This is a genomic window from Nocardiopsis sp. YSL2 (assembly GCF_030555055.1).
In the GTDB taxonomy this organism is placed as follows: Bacteria; Actinomycetota; Actinomycetes; order Streptosporangiales; family Streptosporangiaceae; genus Nocardiopsis.
Genome location: NZ_JAMOAO010000001.1, coordinates 6,256,195 through 6,277,476, shown reverse-complemented (window position 1 = coordinate 6,277,476; position 21,282 = coordinate 6,256,195). Strand labels below are relative to the sequence as shown.

Annotated in this window: 15 protein-coding genes; 9 read left to right on the top strand and 6 right to left on the bottom strand. The window is 72.2% G+C overall.

Annotated elements, in window-relative coordinates; all coding sequences use genetic code 11:
- Nucleotides 1-64: 64 nt before the first annotated feature.
- Together M1P99_RS27530 and M1P99_RS27525 are read right to left on the bottom strand one after the other, a co-directional pair.
- The gene (locus M1P99_RS27530; RefSeq protein ID WP_304455501.1) at nt 65-1,339 is read right to left on the bottom strand and encodes an amidohydrolase; all 1,275 of its coding nucleotides are present in this window, start codon (nt 1,337-1,339) and stop codon (nt 65-67) included.
- Between the two features lie 205 nt (nt 1,340-1,544).
- Nucleotides 1,545-4,919 (bottom strand): pyruvate carboxylase, encoded by a 3,375-nt coding sequence (locus tag M1P99_RS27525; protein WP_304455500.1) that lies wholly within the window; start codon nt 4,917-4,919, stop codon nt 1,545-1,547.
- A 424-nt stretch (nt 4,920-5,343) separates the two neighbouring features.
- Between M1P99_RS27525 and M1P99_RS27520 the strand changes: the two genes are divergently transcribed.
- The 4 genes from M1P99_RS27520 to M1P99_RS27505 all read left to right on the top strand — a co-directional run bounded on the left by M1P99_RS27520 (nt 5,344) and on the right by M1P99_RS27505 (nt 8,306).
- Nucleotides 5,344-5,664, top strand: a complete 321-nt coding sequence (locus M1P99_RS27520) for a hypothetical protein (RefSeq protein ID WP_304455499.1) — start codon at nt 5,344-5,346, stop codon at nt 5,662-5,664.
- Nucleotides 5,665-5,942: 278 nt separating this feature from the next.
- Nucleotides 5,943-6,902, top strand: a complete 960-nt coding sequence (locus M1P99_RS27515) for a hypothetical protein (protein ID WP_304455498.1) — start codon at nt 5,943-5,945, stop codon at nt 6,900-6,902.
- Nucleotides 6,903-7,059: 157 nt separating this feature from the next.
- Nucleotides 7,060-7,611: a sigma-70 family RNA polymerase sigma factor gene (locus tag M1P99_RS27510; protein ID WP_304455497.1), complete on the top strand. Its 552-nt coding sequence runs from the start codon at nt 7,060-7,062 to the stop codon at nt 7,609-7,611.
- Nucleotides 7,608-8,306: a zf-HC2 domain-containing protein gene (locus M1P99_RS27505; RefSeq protein ID WP_304455496.1), complete on the top strand. Its 699-nt coding sequence runs from the start codon at nt 7,608-7,610 to the stop codon at nt 8,304-8,306. Before M1P99_RS27510 ends, M1P99_RS27505 begins: the two co-directional genes overlap by 4 nt.
- A gap of 71 nt (nt 8,307-8,377) precedes the next feature.
- On the opposite strand, the gene M1P99_RS27500 is transcribed toward M1P99_RS27505, so the two are convergent.
- Nucleotides 8,378-10,849, bottom strand: a complete 2,472-nt coding sequence (locus M1P99_RS27500) for a SpoIIE family protein phosphatase (protein WP_304455495.1) — start codon at nt 10,847-10,849, stop codon at nt 8,378-8,380.
- Nucleotides 10,850-11,316: 467 nt separating this feature from the next.
- Between M1P99_RS27500 and M1P99_RS27495 the strand changes: the two genes are divergently transcribed.
- The 4 genes from M1P99_RS27495 to M1P99_RS27480 are packed head-to-tail and all read left to right on the top strand — an operon-like array spanning nt 11,317 to nt 15,108.
- Nucleotides 11,317-12,300, top strand: coding sequence for an ABC transporter substrate-binding protein (locus tag M1P99_RS27495; RefSeq protein ID WP_304455494.1), 984 nt, complete (start codon nt 11,317-11,319; stop codon nt 12,298-12,300).
- Nucleotides 12,297-13,283 carry an iron ABC transporter permease gene (locus M1P99_RS27490; protein WP_304455493.1) on the top strand — a complete coding sequence of 329 codons (987 nt, stop codon included), beginning with the start codon at nt 12,297-12,299 and terminating at the stop codon, nt 13,281-13,283. Before M1P99_RS27495 ends, M1P99_RS27490 begins: the two co-directional genes overlap by 4 nt.
- Entirely contained in the window at nt 13,280-14,302 is a 1,023-nt protein-coding gene (locus tag M1P99_RS27485) for an iron chelate uptake ABC transporter family permease subunit (protein WP_304455492.1), read from the top strand. Before M1P99_RS27490 ends, M1P99_RS27485 begins: the two co-directional genes overlap by 4 nt.
- Nucleotides 14,299-15,108 (top strand): ABC transporter ATP-binding protein, encoded by an 810-nt coding sequence (locus M1P99_RS27480; protein ID WP_304455491.1) that lies wholly within the window; start codon nt 14,299-14,301, stop codon nt 15,106-15,108. Before M1P99_RS27485 ends, M1P99_RS27480 begins: the two co-directional genes overlap by 4 nt.
- Before the next feature lie 111 nt (nt 15,109-15,219).
- Here the strand turns inward: M1P99_RS27480 and M1P99_RS27475 are convergent, their stop codons facing one another.
- Nucleotides 15,220-17,016: a DNA/RNA non-specific endonuclease gene (locus M1P99_RS27475; protein WP_304455490.1), complete on the bottom strand. Its 1,797-nt coding sequence runs from the start codon at nt 17,014-17,016 to the stop codon at nt 15,220-15,222.
- 468 nt (nt 17,017-17,484) lie between these two features.
- On the opposite strand from M1P99_RS27475, the gene M1P99_RS27470 reads away from it, so the two are divergent.
- Nucleotides 17,485-19,590: a DMT family transporter gene (locus M1P99_RS27470; protein WP_304455489.1), complete on the top strand. Its 2,106-nt coding sequence runs from the start codon at nt 17,485-17,487 to the stop codon at nt 19,588-19,590.
- Between the two features lie 185 nt (nt 19,591-19,775).
- Here M1P99_RS27470 and M1P99_RS27465 read toward each other — a convergent pair whose 3' ends face one another.
- Both M1P99_RS27465 and M1P99_RS27460 read right to left on the bottom strand, forming a co-directional pair.
- Nucleotides 19,776-20,957, bottom strand: a complete 1,182-nt coding sequence (locus M1P99_RS27465; RefSeq protein WP_304455488.1) for an NAD(P)/FAD-dependent oxidoreductase — start codon at nt 20,955-20,957, stop codon at nt 19,776-19,778.
- Complete coding sequence (locus M1P99_RS27460; RefSeq protein WP_304455487.1) at nt 20,954-21,271, bottom strand: bifunctional 3-phenylpropionate/cinnamic acid dioxygenase ferredoxin subunit; 318 nt, start codon at nt 21,269-21,271, stop codon at nt 20,954-20,956. The genes M1P99_RS27465 and M1P99_RS27460 overlap by 4 nt, the downstream gene beginning before the upstream one ends.
- Nucleotides 21,272-21,282 lie beyond the last annotated feature (11 nt).

Genomic DNA, 21,282 nt, shown 5'->3' with positions numbered 1-21,282 from the left:
GCCGGTCGGCCCGCTCGCCGCGGCCGCCCCGTTGCCGGGGCCGGGACGGGGGAGACGCGGGCGGTCAGCCGCCCGCCGCCAGGCAGGACAGGGCCGCGACCGTCATCGTCGTCACCCCCGTACCGAGCGTGGGCCGGAGCACGGGCGCGAACCTGGGGGAGTGGTTGGCGGGGATGTCGCGATCGGCGGTGCCGGCCCGGTAGGCGCGGAGGAACTCCTCCGACTCCCAGCCCCCCACCCACCAGTAGTAGAGGGGCGCGCCGGCGGCGTCGGCGAGGTGCTGCACGTCCTCGCTGCCGGTGATGGGTCCGATCTCGTGCACCTTGTCCTCTCCCAGCCGGTCGCGCAGAGCGGCGTTGACGCGGTCCGTCAGAGCGTCGTCGTTGCGCGAGACCGGGAAGCCGCTCGAATGCCGGACGTCCGGGTGCCGGGGGGCTCCGGCCGCGTCGGACTCGGCCCGGGCGATGCGTTCGATCGACGCCAGGACGCGCGTGCGCACGGAAGGGGTGAAGCTGCGCACACTGAGCGCCACCTCCGCGGTGTCGGGGATGACGTTGGCCGCCTCCCCCGCGGTGATGGAGCCGACGGTCAGTACCGCCCGCTCCCCGGTGGCGATCTCCCGCGAGACGATCATCTGCACGCGCTGGACGAAGGCCGCCGCCGTCAGTACCGGGTCGTTGGCGGCCTCCGGGCGGGAGCCGTGCCCGCCGACCCCGTGGAAGGTGATGCGGACCTCGTCCGAGGCGGCCATGCACACGCCCGGGCAGTAGGCCGTGTGCCCGGCGGCCAGAGGGGAGACGTGCTGGGCCAGCACGGCGTCCGGACGCGGTACCCGGTCGAAGAGCCCGTCCGCCAGCATGGCGCGCGCGCCCGTCCCGAGCTCCTCCGCCGGCTGGAACAGCGCCACCACCGTCCCCGACCAGTGCTCCCGCGCGCGGGCGAGCAGCCGCGCCGCCCCGACCAGGCACGCGACGTGGACATCGTGTCCGCACGCGTGCATGACCGGGACCTGACGGCCGTCGCGCAGACCGGTGGCGTCCGTGGCCGCGTACTCCAGGCCGCTGTCCTCGGCCACGGGGAGGCCGTCCATGTCGGCGCGCAGGAGCACCACCGGGCCCTCCCCGTTGCGCAGCAGCCCGACGACGCCCGTGCCGCCGACCCCCTCGTGGACCTCGTAGCCGCATGCGCGCAGGCTCTCCGCGGCGATGCCCGCGGTCCTGAACTCCTGGAAACCCAGCTCGGGGTGGCGGTGCAGGTCCTTGTACATCTCTTCGACGTCGGGGGACAACTCGGGCAGCGGAGCCAGGACCTTCTCCGCTGCGGCCAGTGCGCTCTCCATGTTCGGTTCTCCTCACGGTGGGGGCGGGCGGGGAGCGCTCATTGTGTCCCCGGCCCCGCGGACGCCACCGCCGACCGCACTGATCCGCCGCCACCGCGCCCCGGACGCACGCGTGCGCCACCGGCACCGCCGACAGCGGTCCGGCCGCGCACCGACCAGGAGTGTCGGTGCGCGGCCGGACCGGACCCGGACGCCCAAGGCGATGTCAGGACAGGCTGAGCAGCAGGTCCCCGCCCTCCACGCGCTGGACGTCCTCGACCGCGATCCGCTTGACCGTTCCGGCCTTCGGGGCGGTGATCGACGCCTCCATCTTCATCGCCTCGATCGTGGCCACCGTGTCCCCGGCCGCCACCTCGTCGCCCTCGGACACCGTCAGCGTGACCACCCCGGCGAAGGGCACCGCCACGTGCCCCGGGTTGGCGCGGTCGGCCTTCTCCGCCTCGCGCACGGCCGAGGACAGCGCCCGGTCCCGGATCTGCAGCGGACGGAGCTGGTCGTTGAGCGTGGTCATCACCGTGCGCACGCCCCGCTCGTCGGCCTCGCTGACCGCCTCCAGGCCGATCAGCAGCCGCACGCCCGGCTCCAGGTCCACCACGTGCTCCGCGCCCTCACGCAGCCCGTAGAAGAAGTCCGGGCTGTCGAGCACGCTGGTGTCGCTGTAGGACGCGCGGTGCTCCTGGAACTCCCGCGTCGGGCCGGGGAAGAGCAGGCGGTTGAGCGTCACGCGCCGGTCCTTGGCCAGACCGACCCGGTCCTCCTCCGTCAGCTCCTCGGTCGGACGGGCCTCCGCGCGACCGCGCAGGGCCTTGGTGCGGAACGGCTCGGGCCAGGCGCCGGGCGGCACGCCCAGTTCGCCCCGCAGGAAGCCGATCACCGAGTCGGGGATGTCGAACCGGTCCGGGTCCGCCTCGAAGTCCTCGGGCGAGACCCCGGCCCCGACCAGGTGCAGGGCCAGGTCGCCCACCACCTTCGACGAGGGCGTGACCTTGACCAGCCGGCCCAGCATCCGGTCGGCGGCCGCGTACATCGCCTCGATGTCCTCGAACCGGTCGCCCAGCCCCAGCGCGATCGCCTGGGTGCGCAGGTTCGACAGCTGCCCGCCCGGGATCTCGTGCGTGTACACGCGCCCGGTGGGCGAGGCCAGTCCGGCCTCGAAGGGCGCGTACACCCGGCGCACGGCCTCCCAGTACGGCTCCAGCGCGTTCACCGCGCCCAGGTCCAGCCCCGTCGACCGGTCGGAGTGGTCGAAGGCCGCCACGATCGCCGACAGCGACGGCTGCGAGGTCGTGCCCGCCATGGACGCCACCGCCCCGTCCACGGCGTCCGCGCCCGCGTTCACCGCCGACAGGTAGGTGGCCAACTGCCCGCCCGGGGTGTCGTGCGTGTGGATGTGCACCGGCAGGTCGAACTCCCGGCGCAGCGCCGTGACCAGCCGCTCGGCCGCCGGGGCGCGCAGCAGCCCCGCCATGTCCTTGACCGCCAGCACGTGGGCGCCCGCCTCGACGATCCGCTCGGCCAGACCCAGGTAGTAGTCGAGCGTGTAGAGCTTCTCGGACGGGTCGGACAGGTCCGAGGTGTAGCACAGCGCGACCTCGGCGACCCCGGTGCCGGTCTCACGGACGGCCTCGATCGCCGGCCGCATCTGCTCGACGTCGTTGAGCGCGTCGAAGATCCGGAACACGTCCACGCCGGTGGCGGCCGCCTCCTGCACGAACGCCGAGGTCACCTCCGCGGGGTAGGGGGTGTAGCCGACCGTGTTGCGGCCGCGCAGCAGCATCTGCAGGCAGATGTTGGGCACGGCCTCGCGCAGCGCGGCCAGCCGCTCCCAGGGGTCCTCGGCCAGGAACCGCAGCGCGACGTCGTAGGTCGCCCCGCCCCAGCACTCCAGCGACAGCAGGTCCGGCAGGGTACGCGCCACCGTCGGCGCCACGGCGAGCAGGTCCTTGGTCCGCACCCGCGTGGCCAGCAGCGACTGGTGCGCGTCGCGGAAGGTGGTGTCGGTGACGCCCAACCGGTCGGAGGACCGCAGCCACCGCGCGAACCCCTCCGGGCCCAGCTCGTCCAGCCTCTGCTTGGAGCCCGCACGCGGAGCGTCCTCCCCGGTCGCGGGCAGCTTGGCGACCGGGTCGATCAGGTGTGGACGGTCCCCGTGCGGCTTGTTCACCGTCACGTCGGCCAGGTAGGTCAGCAGGCGCGTGCCGCGGTCGGCCGAGGGCCGCGCGGTCAGCAGCTCCGGGCGCTCCTCGATGAAGGAGGTCGTCACCCGCCCCTGCTGGAAGTCCGGATCCTCCAGCACCGCCTGCAGGAACGGGATGTTCGTCGCGATACCGCGGATGCGGAACTCCGCCACCGCGCGCCGCGCGCGGCTCACCGCCGTCTCGAAGTCCCGGCCCCGGCAGCTGAGCTTGACCAGCAGCGAGTCGAAGTAGGCGCTGACCTCGGTCCCGGCCGAGGCCGTGCCGCCGTCCAGGCGGATGCCCGAACCGCCGGGGGAGCGGTAGGCGCTGATCGTGCCCGTGTCGGGCCGGAAGCCGTTGGCCGGGTCCTCGGTCGTGATCCGGCACTGCAGAGCGGCACCGCGCAGGGTGACGGAGTCCTGGCTCAACCCCAGATCGTCCAGTGTCTCCCCGGCGGCGATGCGCAGCTGCGACTGCACCAGGTCGACATCGGTGACCTCCTCGGTCACCGTGTGCTCGACCTGGATGCGCGGGTTCATCTCGATGAAGACGTGGTTGCCGTCCCGGTCCACCAGGAACTCCACCGTGCCCGCGTTGCGGTAGCCGATCCGGCGCGCGAAGCGCACCGCGTCGGCGCACATGCGGTCGCGCAGCTCCGGGTCCAGGTTGGGCGCGGGCGCCAGCTCGACCACCTTCTGGTGGCGGCGCTGCACCGAGCAGTCCCGCTCGAAGAGGTGGATCACGTCGCCCTCGCCGTCGGCGAGGATCTGCACCTCGATGTGGCGGGGCTCGACGACGGCCTTCTCCAGGAACACCGTGGGGTCGTCGAAGGCCGCCCCGGCCTCGCGCATGGCGGCCTCGACCGACTCGCGCAGCGCATCGGGGGCGTCGACCCGGCGCATGCCGCGGCCGCCGCCGCCCGCGACGGCCTTGACGAACAGGGGGAAGCCGATCTCCTCGGACGCGGCCACCAGGGCGTCGACGTCCGTGGTCGGCTCGGAGGAGCCCAGCACCGGCACGCCCGCCTCCCGGGCCGCGGCCACCGCGGTGGCCTTGTTGCCGGTCAGCTCCAGCACCTCGGCCGGCGGACCCACGAACGTGATCCCGGCCTCGCGGCACGCCCGCGCCAGCTCCGGGTTCTCCGACAGGAAGCCGTACCCGGGGTAGACCGCGTCCGCGCCGGCCTCCAGTGCGGTGCGGACGATCTCGTCCACGGACAGGTAGGCGCGCACCGGGTGGCCCGGCTCACCGATCTGGTAGGCCTCGTCGGCCTTGAGCCGGTGGAGGGAGTTGCGGTCCTCGTGCGGGAAGACCGCGACGGTCCTCGCCCGCAACTCGTTGCCCGCGCGCAACGCGCGGATCGCGATCTCACCGCGGTTGGCCACGAGTATCTTCTGGAACATGCTGGCTGCCTCCTGAGTCTGCTCCCCTGCTGGGGTGGAACCCTGCGGCGCCATTGCCGGTGTCCGATGCCCCCGCGCACAAGGTCAGGGGGCACCATAACCATCCGGCCCCGCCCGAGCACGCACCGGGTCCGCCCACCGCACCCGCGCAGTGGAGTATGCCCCTTGGACGGGGACGCCATCCCGCCGTCCCGGGGCGAACCTGCCCGGGCCGGTGATGTCCTGGTCACAGTCCCCTCGTTCGGCGGCGGTGATCTTCCACACGCGGGCTCCCCCACCTGCTCCCGCCCAGGGCGCGGAAGGCGACCGTCCGCCCGACACCCGCGCCGGAGGCCGGGAGGCCGCGGGCGTCCCGTGGGCCGCATGCGGCCGTTCCCGCCCGCGCCCCTGACTCCGCAGGGCCGCGCACGCCACAATCGGGTGCATGAACCAGATGAGATGGATCGGTGCGGTGGTAGCGGGCGTCGCGATCGTGGCGGCACTGGGGGCGGGGCTGTGGTTCGGCGGCGGGCCGACCTCACGCGGCGGGTGGGAGGCGGCCTCCTGGGCCGCGGGTATCACCGCAGCCCTGGCCCTGGTCGCCAACGTGCTCGTCTGGGCCACCACCGCCAGGAACGCGCCCCCGGCCGCACCCGGGGCGGGAAACGGCGGCGGTGTCGTGAACTCCGTGAACGGAGACGTCTCCGGCGGCACCGTCGTCCAGGGCCGGGACATGCACGTGGACGACTTCCCCGACGGGACATGACCGCGCAGTCCCGACGCGCTGCCCCAGGGGCCGGAGCGCGAGTGCCTCCCGGCGCCGTCCGGTCCCGTCGGCGCGGGTGATGCGCGCGGGCGCGGCGTGTGCGGGTGGGCCCACCCCTCCGCTTCCCACGGCCGGGCGGGAACGTCCCGAAAAGAAAATTTGAACCGGATCCCGCAGGCGTCCGTGTACCTGGTGACGCTGAAACTTCGGGCCGAGACTCAGCAGCCGCGGATTCTGATCGCAGCCCGGGACAGGAAACCATGAAAGGGACGCGGAGCATGCGTGCGAAGAAGTTCTACCCCCTGGCCGCCGGGGCGCTCGGGCTGGCCCTGCTCACCGGGTGCGGCACCGCCGGCCCCTCCACGGCAGCCGACCCCTACGCCTCCGAACCGCCGCAGGCGTCGTCCCCCGTGGAGGACGGCGCCGAGGACGCCAACCCCGCCGACAACGTGCTGGCCCTGGCCCTGCGAGGGCACGAGACGCTCGGCGAGCTGGTCACCGACGCCGCCGGCCACACCCTGTACCGCTTCGACCAGGACTCCCCGGAGGAGCAGGCCTCGGCGTGCTACGACGACTGCACCGACGAGTGGATCCCGGTCGCCGCGGCGCAGGAGATGACGATGCCCGGGGGCGGCGAGAAGCTGGGCAGTATCGACCGTGAGGACGGCATCGAGCAGGCGACCCTGGGCGGATGGCCGCTGTACCGCCACGCGGCCGACGCGGCCCCCGGCGACACCAACGGCGAGGGCGCGCAGGAGAACTGGTACGCCGTGAGCCCGACGGGTACCAAGGCCCAGGACGAGCCCTGGACCGAGGGCTTCTGTCCGCAGGGATTCCAGGTGAGGCAGGACCCCGAACTGGGGGAGATCCTGGTCGACGACGAGGGCTTCACCCTGTACCGCTTCGAGCAGGACTCCGCCGACCCGCCCGAGGCGACCTGCTTCGACGACTGCGCCGAGACCTGGCCCCCGGCCCTGGCCATGTCGGAGTTCGACTTCTCCGACGGCCTCGACGCCTCCCTGTTCGACTCGGTCGAGCGCGAGAACCGGCTGGACCAGGTGACCCTGAACGGATGGGCGCTGTACCGCTACGCCGAGGACGGCGCCCCCGGCGACGTCAACGGCCACGGCGTGAACGACGTCTGGTTCGCGATCACCCCGACCGGCGCGATCGCCGGAGACGGCACCGGCACCGGCGATGGCGGCGCTGACGATGACGACTCCGACAGCGGATACTGACCACGCGCACCGCGCGATCCCACGGCCTCTGGGCGGGGAGCGACCCCCTCACCCGCCCAGAGGCCCGGACGCTCCGCCCGGAGCGGAAGGGGGATTGCGCACGGGACCCGAGTCCGCAAGGCTGGGGCCGCACCGAACGCAGAGGGGGGAGGGACGGATGGCCCTGTGGGGCTCGCGCCGTCGGCGCGAAGCCGAGGACGAGGCGCTGATCCGTTCGCTCTACAACGAGCACGGCGCGGCGGTGCTCGCCTACGCCGCCCGCCTGACCGGCGACCGGTCCGCGGCCGAGGACGTCGCCCAGGAGACCTTCATCCGGGCCTGGCGCAACCCCGACGTACTGGCCAATTCCAAGGGCTCGGTGCGCGGCTGGCTGCTGACCGTGGCGCGCAACATCGTCATCGACCGTGCCCGGGCCCGTCAGGCACGGCCCGCGGAGGTCGCCCCCGCCGCCGGCACCGAGCCACCGCAGGACGATCACGCCGATTCCGTGGTGGACTCGATCGTGGTGATGGACGCTCTGGACAGCCTCTCCGCCGACCACCGCGCCGTGCTCGTCGAGGTATATTTCCGCAAGCGCAGTGTGGCGGAGGCCGCTCGGGTGCTGGGGGTGCCGCCGGGAACGGTCAAATCGCGCTCCTACCACGCACTTCAGGCGCTGCGCCGCCGCTTCGGCCGCCGCGCGTCGCCGGGGAAGGGGATGGCCCGATGACGTCAGGGACCCATGACCCCGAACTGCTGGGCGCCTACACCCTGGGTGCCCTGGACGCGCACGAGGAAGCCGCGGTGGAGGCCCACCTGGCGGGCTGCGAACAGTGCCGGGCCGAGCTGCGCGAGTTGGACGCCGTCCGCGGCGTCCTGGGCGAGCTGCCTCCGGAGGCCTTCCTGGACGGGCCGCCTCCTGAGGGGGTTCAGGCCCCGCTGCGCGCCACGATCCAGCGCGCGGGGGCCGAGCGCGCGGTTCAGCGCCGCCGCCGCGCCCTGCGCCTGGCCCTGGCCGCCGTCCTGGCCGGGGTCGTGCTCGCCGGGATCGGCGTCGTCACCGGGCGGGTTCTGGCGCCCGCGGCGCCCCCGCAGGCGGAGGTGACCCGTCTGGCGTCGGGCACGGTGGTCGCCGCGCAGGAGGACCCGGACACCGGGGCGAGCGCCACGGTGCGCCTGGAACCCGAGTCCACGGGCCTGCGGCTGGAGTCGTTCATCACCGGCATCCCGGAGGGTGAGGAGTGCGAGGTGGTCGTCGTCACCGCGGACGGCCGGGCCGAGGTCGCGGCCGCCTGGACGGTCTCCGCCGAGAGCGCGTCCGCGGGCAGCCGCCCCGGCGGGTTCGCCGACGTCGCCCCGCAGGACGTGGCCTCGGTGGTGGTGCGCAACACGGCCGACACGGAGTTCGTGACCATCGTCTTCTGAACGGTGTCCGTTCGTCTTCGGGGTGCTCACACGGGCGGTGGCGCGACCGGTGGTGTGGAGCGCACCCCTGGTCAGCTCGCCCCGGGGCCGGCGGTCCCGGCCGGGACGCTCTGCTCGGCCCAGATGATCTTGCCGTCCCGGGTGTACCGCGTGCCCCATCGGTGGGTGAGCTGGGCGACCAGGAACAGGCCGCGTCCGCCCTCGTCGGTGGTGCGGGCGTGCCGCAGCCGGGGCGAGGTGCTGCTGGCGTCGGAGACCTCGCAGATGAGTGCGGACTGCCGCAGCAGTCGGAGCCGGATCGGCCCGGTCCCGTAGCGGATGGCGTTGGTGACCAGCTCGCTGACGATCAGCTCGGTCGTCATCGCCAGCTCGCCGAGCCCCCACTCCTCCAGCTGTCCGCAGGCCAGGGCGCGGGCGTCCGCCACGGCGGCCGGGTCGGACGGTACGGCCCATGAGGCGATCTGATCCGGCCTCAGGGCGTGCGTACGGGCGAGCAGCAGGGCGGCGTCATCCCTGTGCGGTCCCGTGAGGAGCCGTTCGACGGTCCGCGCGCAGAGGTCGTCGAGCGGGAGCCCCGGCTCGGCCAGGGCGTGGCCGAGCCGGGACAGGCCGAGGTCGGGGTCCTGGCCGGCCACCTGGATGAGGCCGTCGGTGTAGAGGCCGAGCAGGCTGCCCTCGGGCAGGTCCAGCTCCGCCGCCTCGAAGGGGAGCCCGCCCAGCCCGAGAGGCGGGCCGGCCGGAAGGTCGGGGAAGGCTACGCTGCCGTCGGGTGATACCACGATCGGCGGCGGGTGCCCGGCGCGTGCCATCGCACAGCGCCGGGTGACGGGATCGTAGACGGCGTACAGGCAGGTGGCCCCCAGAACGGCCGTGGCCGTCGCCTGGTCCGCCGGGTCCTCCTCGGCCAGGCGCATCACCAGATCGTCCAGGTGGGCCAGCACCTCGTCGGGAGGCAGGTCCATGTCGGCGAGTGTGTGCACGGCGGTGCTCAGGCGGCCCATCGTCGCGGCGGCGGTGATCCCGTGCCCCACCACGTCGCCGACGACGAGGGCCACGCGGGCACCGGACAGCGGTATGGCGTCGAACCAGTCACCGCCGACCCCGTCCCTCGCGTCCGCGGGAAGGTAGGCGGAGGCCATCTCCAGAACGGTCCCGCGGGCCAGGGCGTGCGGGAGCAGGTTGCGCTGGAGTGTCAGGGCCGTGATGTGCTCGCGCGAGTAGCGGCGGGCGTTGTCCACGCACAGGGCCGCCCGTCCCGCCAGGTCCCGGGCCAGCAGCAGATCGTCGGGTTCGAAGGACGTCGGGTTCTGCGACCTGATGAACGTGACCAGGCCCAGCACCGACTCGCGCGCCCGCAGGGGCACGGAGACGAGGGAGTGCAGGCCGAACCGCCGGATGGACTCGACCCGCGCCGGCTGCTCCACCGCCCAGGCGTCGTCGTCGGGGTCCAGGACCGGGATCAGCACGGCGTCGCCCTCGACCAGGTAGCGGGCGTCGTGCGGAGGAGGCACGAAGTCGACCCGGTCCCCGACCCTGGCGACCGCCTCCGGGCAGCCCTCCCGCACCGACCGCAGACCGGCTCTGCGCATCACGGGCCTGGCGCCAGGGGGCCAGGGCGGCGGCTCCTGCGCGCTGAGCACCGGCTCGAGCAGGTCGACCACGACGAAGTCGGCGAAACGCGGTACCGCGAAGTCCGCGAGTTCCTGGGCCGTGCGCGTCACGTCCAGGGTGCTGCCGATCCGTGCGCCCGCGTCGTTGATCAGGGCCAGGCGGTGCTGGGCGTTCCACCGGTCGGTGACGTCCATGACCATGTAGCACACGCCGGTGATGGCGTCCTCGTCGCTGATCAGCGGGAAGAAGGAGGTGGAGTAGGCGTGCGGCCGCTGCGGGTCCGCCCAGCTCCAGCCCTGGTACTCGTGGTCGATCACGGGAGCGCCGGTCTCCAGGACGCGCCGCATGACGGCCTCGATCGGATCCGCTTTGAGCCCGGGGAGGACATCGCTCAGCCGCAGGCCCAGGCGCTGTTCCCGCGGCACGCCGCCGAACCGCTCCAAGGTGTCGTTCAGCCAGACGTAGCGCAGGTCCGTGTCGAGCACGGCCATGCCGATCGGGGAGCGGGTCAGGAATCCGTCCAGCACGGACCGCCCCACCGTCCACCCCGGCTTGTGCTCCCGCCCCGTGACCAGGAAGCACTCCCGACCCTCCAGGAGGAAGGCGGCGGAGGCCCGTACCTCCACCTCGATCCGACGGCCGTCCCGGTGCCGGAGCGCGATCAGGCCGTGCCAGCCGGCACCCGATCGGCACCGCTCGGCGATCCGCGCCGTGCGCGCCGGGTCCCCGGGTTCCGCGAGCAGCGGGGCCGCGGACCGGCCGAGCACCGCGGTGGGCGGGTATCCGAGGAGGTTCTCCGCACCGGTGGTCCAGCCGAGGACCGTGCCGGACCCGGCGATCACCGCCGCCGCGTCGTTCGTCGCGCCGACGGGTTCCGCAGCCCCGGACGGCACTGGTGGGCCGGGAACCGGCCCAGGGTGTGTGCTCGGCATCTCGTTCACCACCAACCCCTAGGTCTCCATGATGTCTCCGTCACCCCCGCCGCCGGTACCCGTAGCCGCGGAACCCTGGACCAGACCTCGTGGGGACGCTCCGTGCGCCGGTGGAGACGCTCCCGGCCGACCGGGCCCCGGAGCGCGGACGAGCTGGCGAAGGCGGCGAGGTCGCACCCGCGCTCAGTCCGCGGACGGCCGGTCCTGCCCGGTGGCCCCACCCGATCCGCCCGCTCTCCGGTCGGGACGCCACGGCCACGTGTGAGGAGCCGCGCCCGGACGGCCTCGGTGGTCCGGTGCACCTCGCGCACTCAACTTCGTTGGGGCTGGTGGGGCTGGTGGGGCTGATGAGGCAAGATGACTGAAAAGTGAACTAACTTACAGAGTGGGAAGGATGTGACAAGGGAGAGCAAAGGTTAGGCTAACCTTCTGCCCCCTGGTCCCAGTTCGACGTCTTTGGAGAACGAGTGCATCCCTCCCATCCCCCAGTCCTGGTCGCGTTGGCCGCCGGCCTTGCCCTGACCCTCACCGCGTGCGGCGGCGGCGGTGGCGCCGCCGAGACCGAAGCCGCCTCGACGACCGTGACCGTCGAGCACACGATGGACACCGTCGACATCGAGTGCGCCCCGCAGAAGGTCGTCACGCTCGGCCAGGGCGCGACCGACTCCGTCCTCGCCCTGGGTGTGACCCCGGTGGGCGTGGTGCAGCCGTGGACCGACGACTGGTACGAGTACCTCCCCGACGAGGTCGAGGAGGCCACCGTCGTCGGTACCGAGATCGAACCCGACCTCGAAGCCGTCGCGGCCCTGCAGCCCGATGTCATCCTCGGGTCCAAGCTGCGGCACGAGGCCCTGTACGACCAGCTCTCCCAGATCGCTCCGACCGTGTTCGCCGAGACCATCGGCGTGTCCTGGAAGGAGAACGTGTCGCTGTACGCCGACGCGCTGTGCCTGGAGGACAAGGGCGAGGAGATCCTCGCCGACTACGAGGCGCACGCGGCCGAGGTCGCCGAGACCGCCGAGGCCGCCGGCTCCGGGGACATCGAGGCCTCGATGGTCCGCTTCATGCCCGACCAGGTGCGCATCTACCTCACCGGCTTCCCCGGCTCGGTGATGCGGGACGCGGGCCTGGAGCGCCCCGAAGCGCAGCGCGTCGAGGACTGGGAGGACTCCGAGCAGCTCATCGAGATCAGCGAGGAGCGCATCCCCGACATGGACGGCGATGTCATCTTCGTGATGGTCTCCGAGAAGTGGTACAGCGACAGCGGCAGCCAGGAGACCGAGGAGAACATGGCGACGTGGACCTCGACCGAGCTCTGGCAGCGCCTCTCCGCGGTCGAGAACGACGCCGTCCACGAAGTCAATGAGAGCCACTGGAACCTCGGCGGAGGCATCGGCGCCGCGAACGCCATGCTCGACGACATCGAGGAATACCTCGTGGAACAGGGGTGACCAGGCGGCCCGTCGTGATCGGGGCGACCGTGCTCGCGCTGGCCGCCGCCGTGGCGGCCAGCGCGGCGGTCGGCTCGGTCACGCTTCCGCTGGGGGACGTCGTCGCCGCCGTGCTGGGCGCGCGCGAGTCCGAGGCGCACCTGATCGTCGCCGAACTGCGCCTGCCGCGCACCGCCGCGGGTCTCGTGGCCGGCGTGTGCCTGGCCGTGTCCGGCGTGCTGTTGCAGGGGGCCACCCGCAACCCGCTGGCATCGCCGTCGATGCTCGGCATCAGCGCCGGGGCCGGGTTCGCGGTCGTGGTGAGCATGGTGGTGCTCGAACTCCCCGCCGTCCACGCCGTGTGGGCGGCCTTCCTGGGCGGCGCCCTGGGATTCGGCGTGGCGCTGTTGTTGGCGAGCTCCGGACGGGACGGTCTGTCACCCGTCCGGCTCGCACTGTCGGGAGCGATCGTGTCGACACTGCTGGCGTCGTGGACCACGGCCGTGTTGACGCTCAACGAGTTCGCCGCGGAGGAGGTCCGCAACTGGCTGGCCGGTTCGCTCGCCGGGCGCGACGTGGACGCCATGGTTCCGCTGCTGCCGCTGGTCGCTCTCGCGCTGGTCGCGGCCTGGGCCCTGGCCCGCCCGATGGACGCGTTGTCACTCGGTGACGAGGCCGCGGTCGGCCTCGGGCAGCGCCCGGCCCGCGTACGGCTGGCCGCCGCGATCGCCGCGCTCGTACTGGCCGGGGTCGCGGTCGCCACGGCCGGGCCGATCGCCTTCGTCGGGCTGGCGGTGCCGCACATCGCCCGCATCCTCGTCGGTGGTGACCACCGCGCGCTTCTGGCCGCCTCCCTCCTGCTGGGACCGACCGTGCTGCTCGCCGCCGACGTGCTGGGCCGGATCGTCGCCAGACCCGGCGAAGTCCAGGCCGGGGTGATCACCGCGCTCATCGGGGCGCCGGTCCTGGTCCGCATGGTCATGAAACAGAGGATCGCGCTATGACGACCGCGAAGACCGCCGCCGAACACGTCCTGCGGCAGCGCTCCCGTCGCGGCCTCGCCGTCGCGGCCGTGCTGGTGGCGCTGATCGTGCCCGGCGCGGCGTGGGCGCTGTCGCTGGGCTCCAGCGACATCGCGCTGCCCGGAGTCGTCACCGCCGTCGTCGGCGCGGGCGACCCCGGACAGGTGTTCATCGTCCAGCAGTTGCGCCTGCCCCGGGTCCTCACCGCACTGCTGGTGGGTATGGCCCTCGGCGCGGCCGGCACTCTGATGCAGGGCCTCCTGCGCAATCCCCTCGCCTCACCTGACGTGGTCGGCGTGACCGGTGGCGCGAGCCTCGCGGCCGTGCTCGCGATCGGTGCGGCCGTGCCGCCGCTGGCGCTGCCGGTGGCCGCCGCGGCCGGGGCCGCCGCCGCGACCGCGCTGCTGTACGTGTTCGGCGGGCGCTCCGGTGCCGCCGGCGGGCGCCTGGTACTCATCGGCATCGGCGTGCACGCCGTCGCCTCCGCCGGGGTGTCGCTCGTGATGGCCCGACTCCCGTCCGGGCGGCTCGGAGCCGCCGAGGTCTGGCTGGCCGGGAGCCTGCACGCCCGCGACTGGACCCACGCGAGCGCTGCGGGCCTGGGCCTCGCGATCGCGTTGCCCTGCGCGTACTGGCTGCTGCGCCGCCTCGCCGTACTCGAACTCGGCGACGAGATCGCCACCGGCGCGGGCGTGCACGTGCGGCACACGCGTTCCGCGCTGCTCGGCATGTCCGCCGTGCTCACCGGTATCGCGGTCGCCGTGGCCGGTCCGATCGCGTTCGTCGCCCTGGGCGCCCCGCATATCGCGCGCCGCCTGACCGGACCGGCCGGCGCCCTCACCTTCACCGCGTCGGCGCTGGTCGGAGGGATGCTCGTGCTCACCGCGGACGTCCTGGGCCAGCGCCTGTTCGCGCCGACCACCATCCCCGCGGGCGTCGTCACCGCAGCGCTCGGCGCCCCCTACCTGCTGTGGCTCCTTCACCGAACAGGAAAACGATGAGTGCGTCCACTCCGCCCCGCCTGCGTTCCGAGGCGCTGTCCGTGGCCTACGGATCCCGGACCGTCCTGGACACGATCGACCTCGATATCCCCGACCGAGCCGTCACCGCGATCATCGGTCCCAACGGCTGCGGCAAGTCCACACTGCTCAAGACGATGGGGCGGGTGCTCGCTCCCGGCACGGGGGCCGTCCTCCTCGACGGTGAGCCGGTCCACCGCAGGCCGACCCGCGAGCTCGCCCGTGAACTGGGACTGCTGCCGCAGGCCAACACGGTCCCCGAGCAGCTGACCGTCACCGACCTCGTCGCCCGGGGCCGTCATCCCCACCGGGGAGCCTTCGGCCGCTGGACCCGGAGCGATCAGGACGCGGTCGACGGGGCACTCGAAGCGACCGGCATGGGCGAGCTCGCCGGACGGGCGGTCGACGAACTCTCCGGCGGGCAGCGTCAGCGTGCCTGGATCGCGATGACCCTCGCGCAGCGAACACCGATCCTCCTGCTCGACGAGCCCACCACCTACCTCGATCTGGCCCACCGGCTCGAGATCCTGCGGCTGTTGCGCACCCTCAACCAGGAGCGCGGCGTCACCGTCGTCATGGTTCTGCACGACCTCCACGAAGCCTCCCGCTACGCCGACCACCTCATCGCCCTGAGCGACGGCGGTGTCGTCGCCCAGGGGGACCCGGGCGACGTGATCACCCCGGACCTGGTCGAGGCCGTCTTCGGAGTCGCCTGCGCCATCACGCCCGACCCGGTGAGCGGCGCCCCGCTGGTGGTCCCGCTCGAACCGGCCCACTCGACGGCGTAGCGGGAGCCATGGACCCAGCGCGGGCGCGGGAGACCTCGCGCCCGGCCGGGGCCCGACGGCGTGCCCGGTGGCCCGCCGCCACCGACCGCACCCCATCCGGCCGCCGGCCGGTCATCCCCACCGGATCTCGGACAGGCTCCCCAACGGCTCCCGATCCGCCAGCGCCTCGGACACCACCAGCGTCCCCGCCCGGCGCACCCCGGCCGGGAACCGCAGCTGTACGCGCTCCTCGATCTCGCCCAGCATCACCTGGAACACGTGGAACTCGTCCAGTTCCAGGGCCTCGATCCGGTCGAGGTTCTGCGTCAGCACGAACGCCGTGCTCCTGAGCTCGCCCTGTCGGCGGAAGACGATGACCTTCCAGTGCTCGCGCGGGATCCGCACGCCCCGGTAGGGGCGGTCGTCGTCCTGGAGGACCGGCCCGGCGAAGACGCTCACCCGCAGGTCGTCGACGTCCACGTCGGCGAAGACCGCGTCCTCCAGCCGCCCCCACAGCCCGCCCCTGCTGCTCTGGTTGAAGTCCTCGATCTGCGGCGTGATGTTGGTGTAGAAGAACGAGTCCGCGTTCGCCTGCTCCGCCTCGGCCGGACCGTCCCAGAGCAGGTCGGCGCGGCGGGCGATGTGCCCCCGGTCCAGCCGGTTGGACGTGTACACCTCGTTGCCGACCTGGACCCCGTCCGGGAGCCGCGCGTCCTTGGCGAAGGTGATGCCGCTGCGGCTGAGCCGCTTGAGTGAGCCGCCGTCGATGTTCCAGGCCACCCACCGGGCGAAGCGGCGTGAGGCGCTCAACGCCAGCGAGAAGTGCGTGTACGGGATGACCTCCGACCCCTCCAGCCGGACCGCGTCGCCCTCGATGGCGGGGGTCAGCCGCGGGCTCTCCACCCGCGTGCCCAGGAAGTTGGGGTCGTACCCGCCCAGGACCTGCGCGTGCGCGCGTGCGGGCGGCCGCAGGCCGATGTGCAGCTTCTCGAAGACCGAGCCCGGCAGGCAGGCCAGTGCGTGCTCGTCCGGGTTGCCCGCGCCCTCGCCGCCGAAGTGCAGCCCCGCCAGGACCGTCCCCGCCCGGCCGTCGTCGGAGGCGAACATCCACGCCGCGCCCGAGTCGCCTCCGCGGCTGACCTCCCCGGCCTCGGGCGGATGGTCCGGGTCCGGGCCGATCTCGAAGCAGCCGATGATCTGACGGCCCGCCGTCCCCCCGTAGTCGAGCTTGACGAGGGTGTCGACGCGCCGGACCACGCCGTGCGTGACGGCGGTGGTGCGGCCGCTCTTGACGACCTTGTCACCGAGCTCGGGCTCTCCCAGTTCCCGGGGGGCGACGCCGAGCTCGACGATCTCCGGTGAGAACCGGCGGTCCTCGATCGTCGCCACCGCGCAGTCGCCCGCCACCCCCAGGTGGGAACGCCTCAACGCGCCCAGCCGGTTGTCGGACGTGCGGTTGTCATCGTGGGGGCCGGGCTGGACGATGTCCTCGCCGAGTTCGCCGTCGGGTCCGTGCAGCACGTGCCAGTTGCTCAGGATGTAGGGGGTGGCGTCGTGCCGGTCGAAGACGATGCAGCCGATCGTGCCCGCCGAGACGGCGACGTGCCCGACACTCACACCCGGCACGACGGGGTCGATCCGGTTCTTGCGGGCCGGGCTCCGCGCTTCGGCCACGATCCTGAACTGCGGTTCGTAGCTGCGCTCGATCACGTCGGTGGCCACTTCGACGCCGTCCACCACGACCGACTCCGGCAGCATCCTCGTGCCCAGGGCCTCCAGCGCCTCGGGCTGGACCTTGGTGTCGACGGTGAACTGGAGCGTGATCTCCCCCTGCTGTCGGCCGTCCTTCTCCTTGTAGCCGATACCGATGGAGGAGACGTTGGGGTCCTGCAGAAAGGCCGCCCCGCGGGTACGGATGAACGTGCGCAAGGAAGCGATGATGTCGCCCTGCCCGGGTTCCCCGGACCCGTTCGTGCTCCCGGTGGCCATGGAGATCTCCCCCTCACGGAACCGATACCGAGGCGGTCGTGGGAAGCGGGAGGGGCGGGCCGGTCGATCTCTCGACGCCTGCCGTCGACCTGTCCACGTTCCTCGATCTGCATGGGCGGTGGCCTGCACCGAATTCTTCCCGAGGCTCCCACCGGGTAATCACCGCCGCTGTGCAGGTGTTGGCAATCATCTCCGCACGGCCACCGTGTGGACGACATCGTGGTGGCACGACCGTATTCCTCGTGCTCGTCAAGAACGCCCAGGGTCGGGCAAACTTCTTGGGCGTTACCGCGGAGACGGCTAGGATCGAATACGTCACATGTGTGGTCCGACAGCCTCATGGGCTTCGGAGCGAGCAGTGATTCAACGCTCTGGCCCTGAGATCCGCAGGTGTCATGAGGGGAGACGATGGAAACCTCCCTGATCGTCGGCGTTCTGCTCAGTCTTTTGATCTTCCTTGTCTCCCGGGTCGTCATCCCGGAGATCTTTCAGGAGATCGGCGGGAAGAGCGTCGTCTTCCTGACCATCGCGCCGGTGTGGGTGGCGATATTCGTCCTCCTCCTGCTGATGGGGTTCGCGTCCGGCGGAGGGGCCGGTCGGCTCGTCGTCGGCGGGCTGCTGGTGGCGGCGTTCCTCCTGCTGTGGGGCGTCTCCGAGGTCTTCGGCCGGCGCTGGCTGCGGATCTGCGCCTTCCTCATGCTCGCGGTGGGCGGCACGTGGGCGTTCTGGCCGTCCTGGCCCCTGGGAGAGCCCGTATGGCTGGACGGAGCGCCTCAGGGGGGCTGGGCCGCCGCCCTGGTGATCGCCCTCGTGCTGGCCTACCTCTGGTTGGAACGCATCGCGTCGAGGGAGCCGCGTGTCCATGTCGCCGAACCGGCCGCCGAGGACAACGAGGCGACCAGGCTCGTGCTCAACGAGCTGCGGCTGCGCCTTCCGGCCATCGAGGTGGTCACACCCGCGTGGAAACCGGGAGGAGAGCCGGGCGAAGCGGTCGCGTCCATCGTCGAGAGCAGCGACATCAAGGGCAACCAGCTCGTCTCGGCCTTGGCCAGGCTGTTCTCCAGAGTCGTGCGGCTACCTTCCTACACGGTGCGCGTGCGCGCGGACGAAGGTGCCGCCCCCGTGGTACGCGAGGACGCGTCGGCCTCGGACGGCGATCGCCTGGTCTCCGTCACCGTCGACGTGTACGAGAGCGTCACGGAAAGGAGCGAACACCAGATCACGCTGCCGCCCCTGCGGATGGACGCGGCCGCCACGCGGGCCGCGGGTTTCGTCGCCTCCCGTATCTTCCTGAAGGACGCGTCGACCCGCGAGTGGGCCAGGGCGAGGTTCGACGGTGAGGACCTGTCCGCCTACCTGACCGTGAAGTCGCCCTTCAGCTGCCAGGGGGGTTGGAACGGCGGAGGCCATGACTACGCCCACGACTTCGATCCGCGTCGTGAGGAGCGCCGCAGGTCCATCGAGCGCCTGGAGAGGGTCGCGGCCTCCCGGCGCGTCGCGGGTGTGGTCCGCTATGAACTGGCGTCTCTGTACGAACTCGAGGGGGAGCACGTCAAGGCGTTGCGCCTGCATGCCCTGAACCGTGCCCAGTTCTGGCAGGACCCGTTCGAGCGGAGCGAATACCGTTTGGTGGTTCTGCTCAAGATGACCGCGAACTTCGATTTCGTGAACCAGTGGTCGAGAGCGACCGAAGCGGATCGTCGGGATATCTTCCACGCGCTCAGGAGGGCAGGAATCTATCCCCGGGGCGGAACATTCCCCCTGCTCGTGTCGGACTCCGCCGAAAAGGCCCCCACCGAGCAGGAATTCGCTGTCGATCTCAAGCGCGATTCGTCCGGAGATCTCGCGCGCCGGATGCGGCTGGTGCTGCTGCACATCGCGAAAGAAGAGGCCCGTGGCATCGAGAAGTACCACTCCTGGCCGCGTATGGCGTTCGAGGGCATACGCGACAAGGGGAGAAACCGGCACAGGACGCTCAATGCCGAGAACTGGCACGACGAGAGTCTGATGACCAGATGCAAGCTCAGAAAACGAAGCATCGAAGTGCTCAAGGAGAGCATAGACGCGCGTATCGACCTGGCGTCCGGCCGCGTTCCGAGTCCGTGCGGATCAGCGGCCGAGCAGCTCTGGAGGGCACTGCCGCCGCGAGGAAACGAGCTGTACAACCAAGCGTGTCTGCGTGCCGTGCGTGAGGTCGAGCCGTTCTGCGACCTCGGTGTCCACGCGAGCGGGGACGATGAGGCCGCGACCTCCGGAGTGGTCGACGTGATGCGCGAGGCCCTGCACCCCTCGGTGTGCGAGCACTACCGTCCCTCCGAGCTCCTGGTGGTCGACCCCGATCTGCGCTGCCTCCGGGGCAGGGCCGCGTTCGACGGGCTCGTCGAGGAACAGTTGCGCCGCGACTGGGGGCCCGCCAAACCGGACACCCGTCCCGCTCCCGGTGACCGGCTCATGGACGACTGGCTGGTCCAGCGGATCGACGACGCATGGCCCGGTGTGTCAGTACGGCACTGAGCAGGACGGCCGGGATCCTCCGGTCGGCCTCGCCCCGGTGCCCGAGGGGGCACGGCTGTTTCGACACCCCCGACGGCGGGTTCGCGGCATCGGGGGCGCCGATCCCATGGGAGGGGCGGGGAGGGGTCGACCCTGCTCGTCGGCGGAGGCACGCGGCTTCGCGTCACACCGCCGACGCGGACGGCTCAGAGGGCCGCGGCGGCGCGCAGTTGCCGGCGGAGGCGGCCGAAGAGCTTGGGGTTGTTCATCGCGAGCACCCCCACCGCCGCCCCTTGGCGGCGGTACTCGGCGACGAACACGCGGTCGTCCGGTGAGCCGTCGATGACGGTGACCTCGTCGGCGTCACCGGGGTGCCCGGCGACCTGCAGCCGGGTGCCGTACTGCTGGGACCAGAAGTAGCCGGAGGGCCGGTACTCCTCGATGGTGGTGCCCGCCAGGAGGTTGCGCACGGCGGTGGCGGGCTGCTCGGAGGCGTTGGTCCAGTGTTCGTGCCGGACCGGCCCGTCGGGACCGTGGTACCGGGCGACGTCGCCCACCGCGACCACGGAGGGGAACGCCGTGACGCAGCCGGCGTCGCAGAGCACGCCGTTGTCGACCGCCAGGCCCGATCCGGCGAGCCACTCGGTGTTGGGCACCATGCCGATCCCGACCACGACCACGTCCGCGGGCAGGTGCGTGCCGTCGGCGAGGTCCACGCCGGTGACACGCTTCCACGGGCCGAAGCCCGTCGACGTCAGGGAGCGCACGCCCACGCCCGTGCGGAGGGCCACGCCGTGGTCGGTGTGCAGCGCCGCGCAGACCTCGCCCATGGTCGGCCCGAGGACGCGCGAGAGCGGCGTGATGTTGGCTTCGACGACCGTCACCTGGCGTCCGAGGGAATGGCAGGTCGAGGCGACCTCGGCGCCGATCCAGCCGGCGCCGATCACCACCACCCCCGCGGAGCTGTTCTCCAGGTCGGCGCGCAGTGCCGCGGCGTCGTCCAGCGTCCGCACGGTGTGCACCCCCGACAGGCCCTCCGCTCCGGGGAGGGGCCGGGCCCGGCCGCCGGTGGCGATGACGATGCCGTCCGCGGTGATCTCCTCGCCGTTGGAGAGCCGGATCGACCGCGTGCCGGGGTCGAGGGAGTCGGCGCGGACCCCGAGGTGCCATTCCGCCGCCAGCTCGTCGGTGTCGGAGTCGTCGGCCAGCCTCAGGCTCTCCGGGGAGCAGGTGCCCGCGAGGTAGGCCTTCGACAGCGGCGGGCGGTCGTACGGCCGGTGCTGCTCTTCACCGACGACCGCGATGCGGCCGTCGAAACCCTGGGCCCTGAGCTCTTCGACCGCACGCAACCCCGCCAGCGAGGCTCCGACGACAGCTACGGTTCTCATACAACTGCCTCCTGGTTCTGCGGGACCACGTGGATCACGCCGTCCTTGATCACGACTCTGTGGGTACGGACCGGCTTCTTGGCGGGGGCACCAGTGGGCATGCCGGTGCGGAGGTCGAAGCTCGCGGCGTGCAGCGGGCACTCGACGAAGCATCCTTCAAGCCACCCCTCGGAGAGCGAGGCGTCCTGGTGGCTGCACGTGTCGTCGATGGCGTAGATCTCACCGTCGGCGTTGAAGACCGCGATCGGGACTTCACCGGGGATGCGGACCACCTCGCCCTCGGGCAGATCCGCCACGGCACATGCTGGGATCATCCTGACCTCCG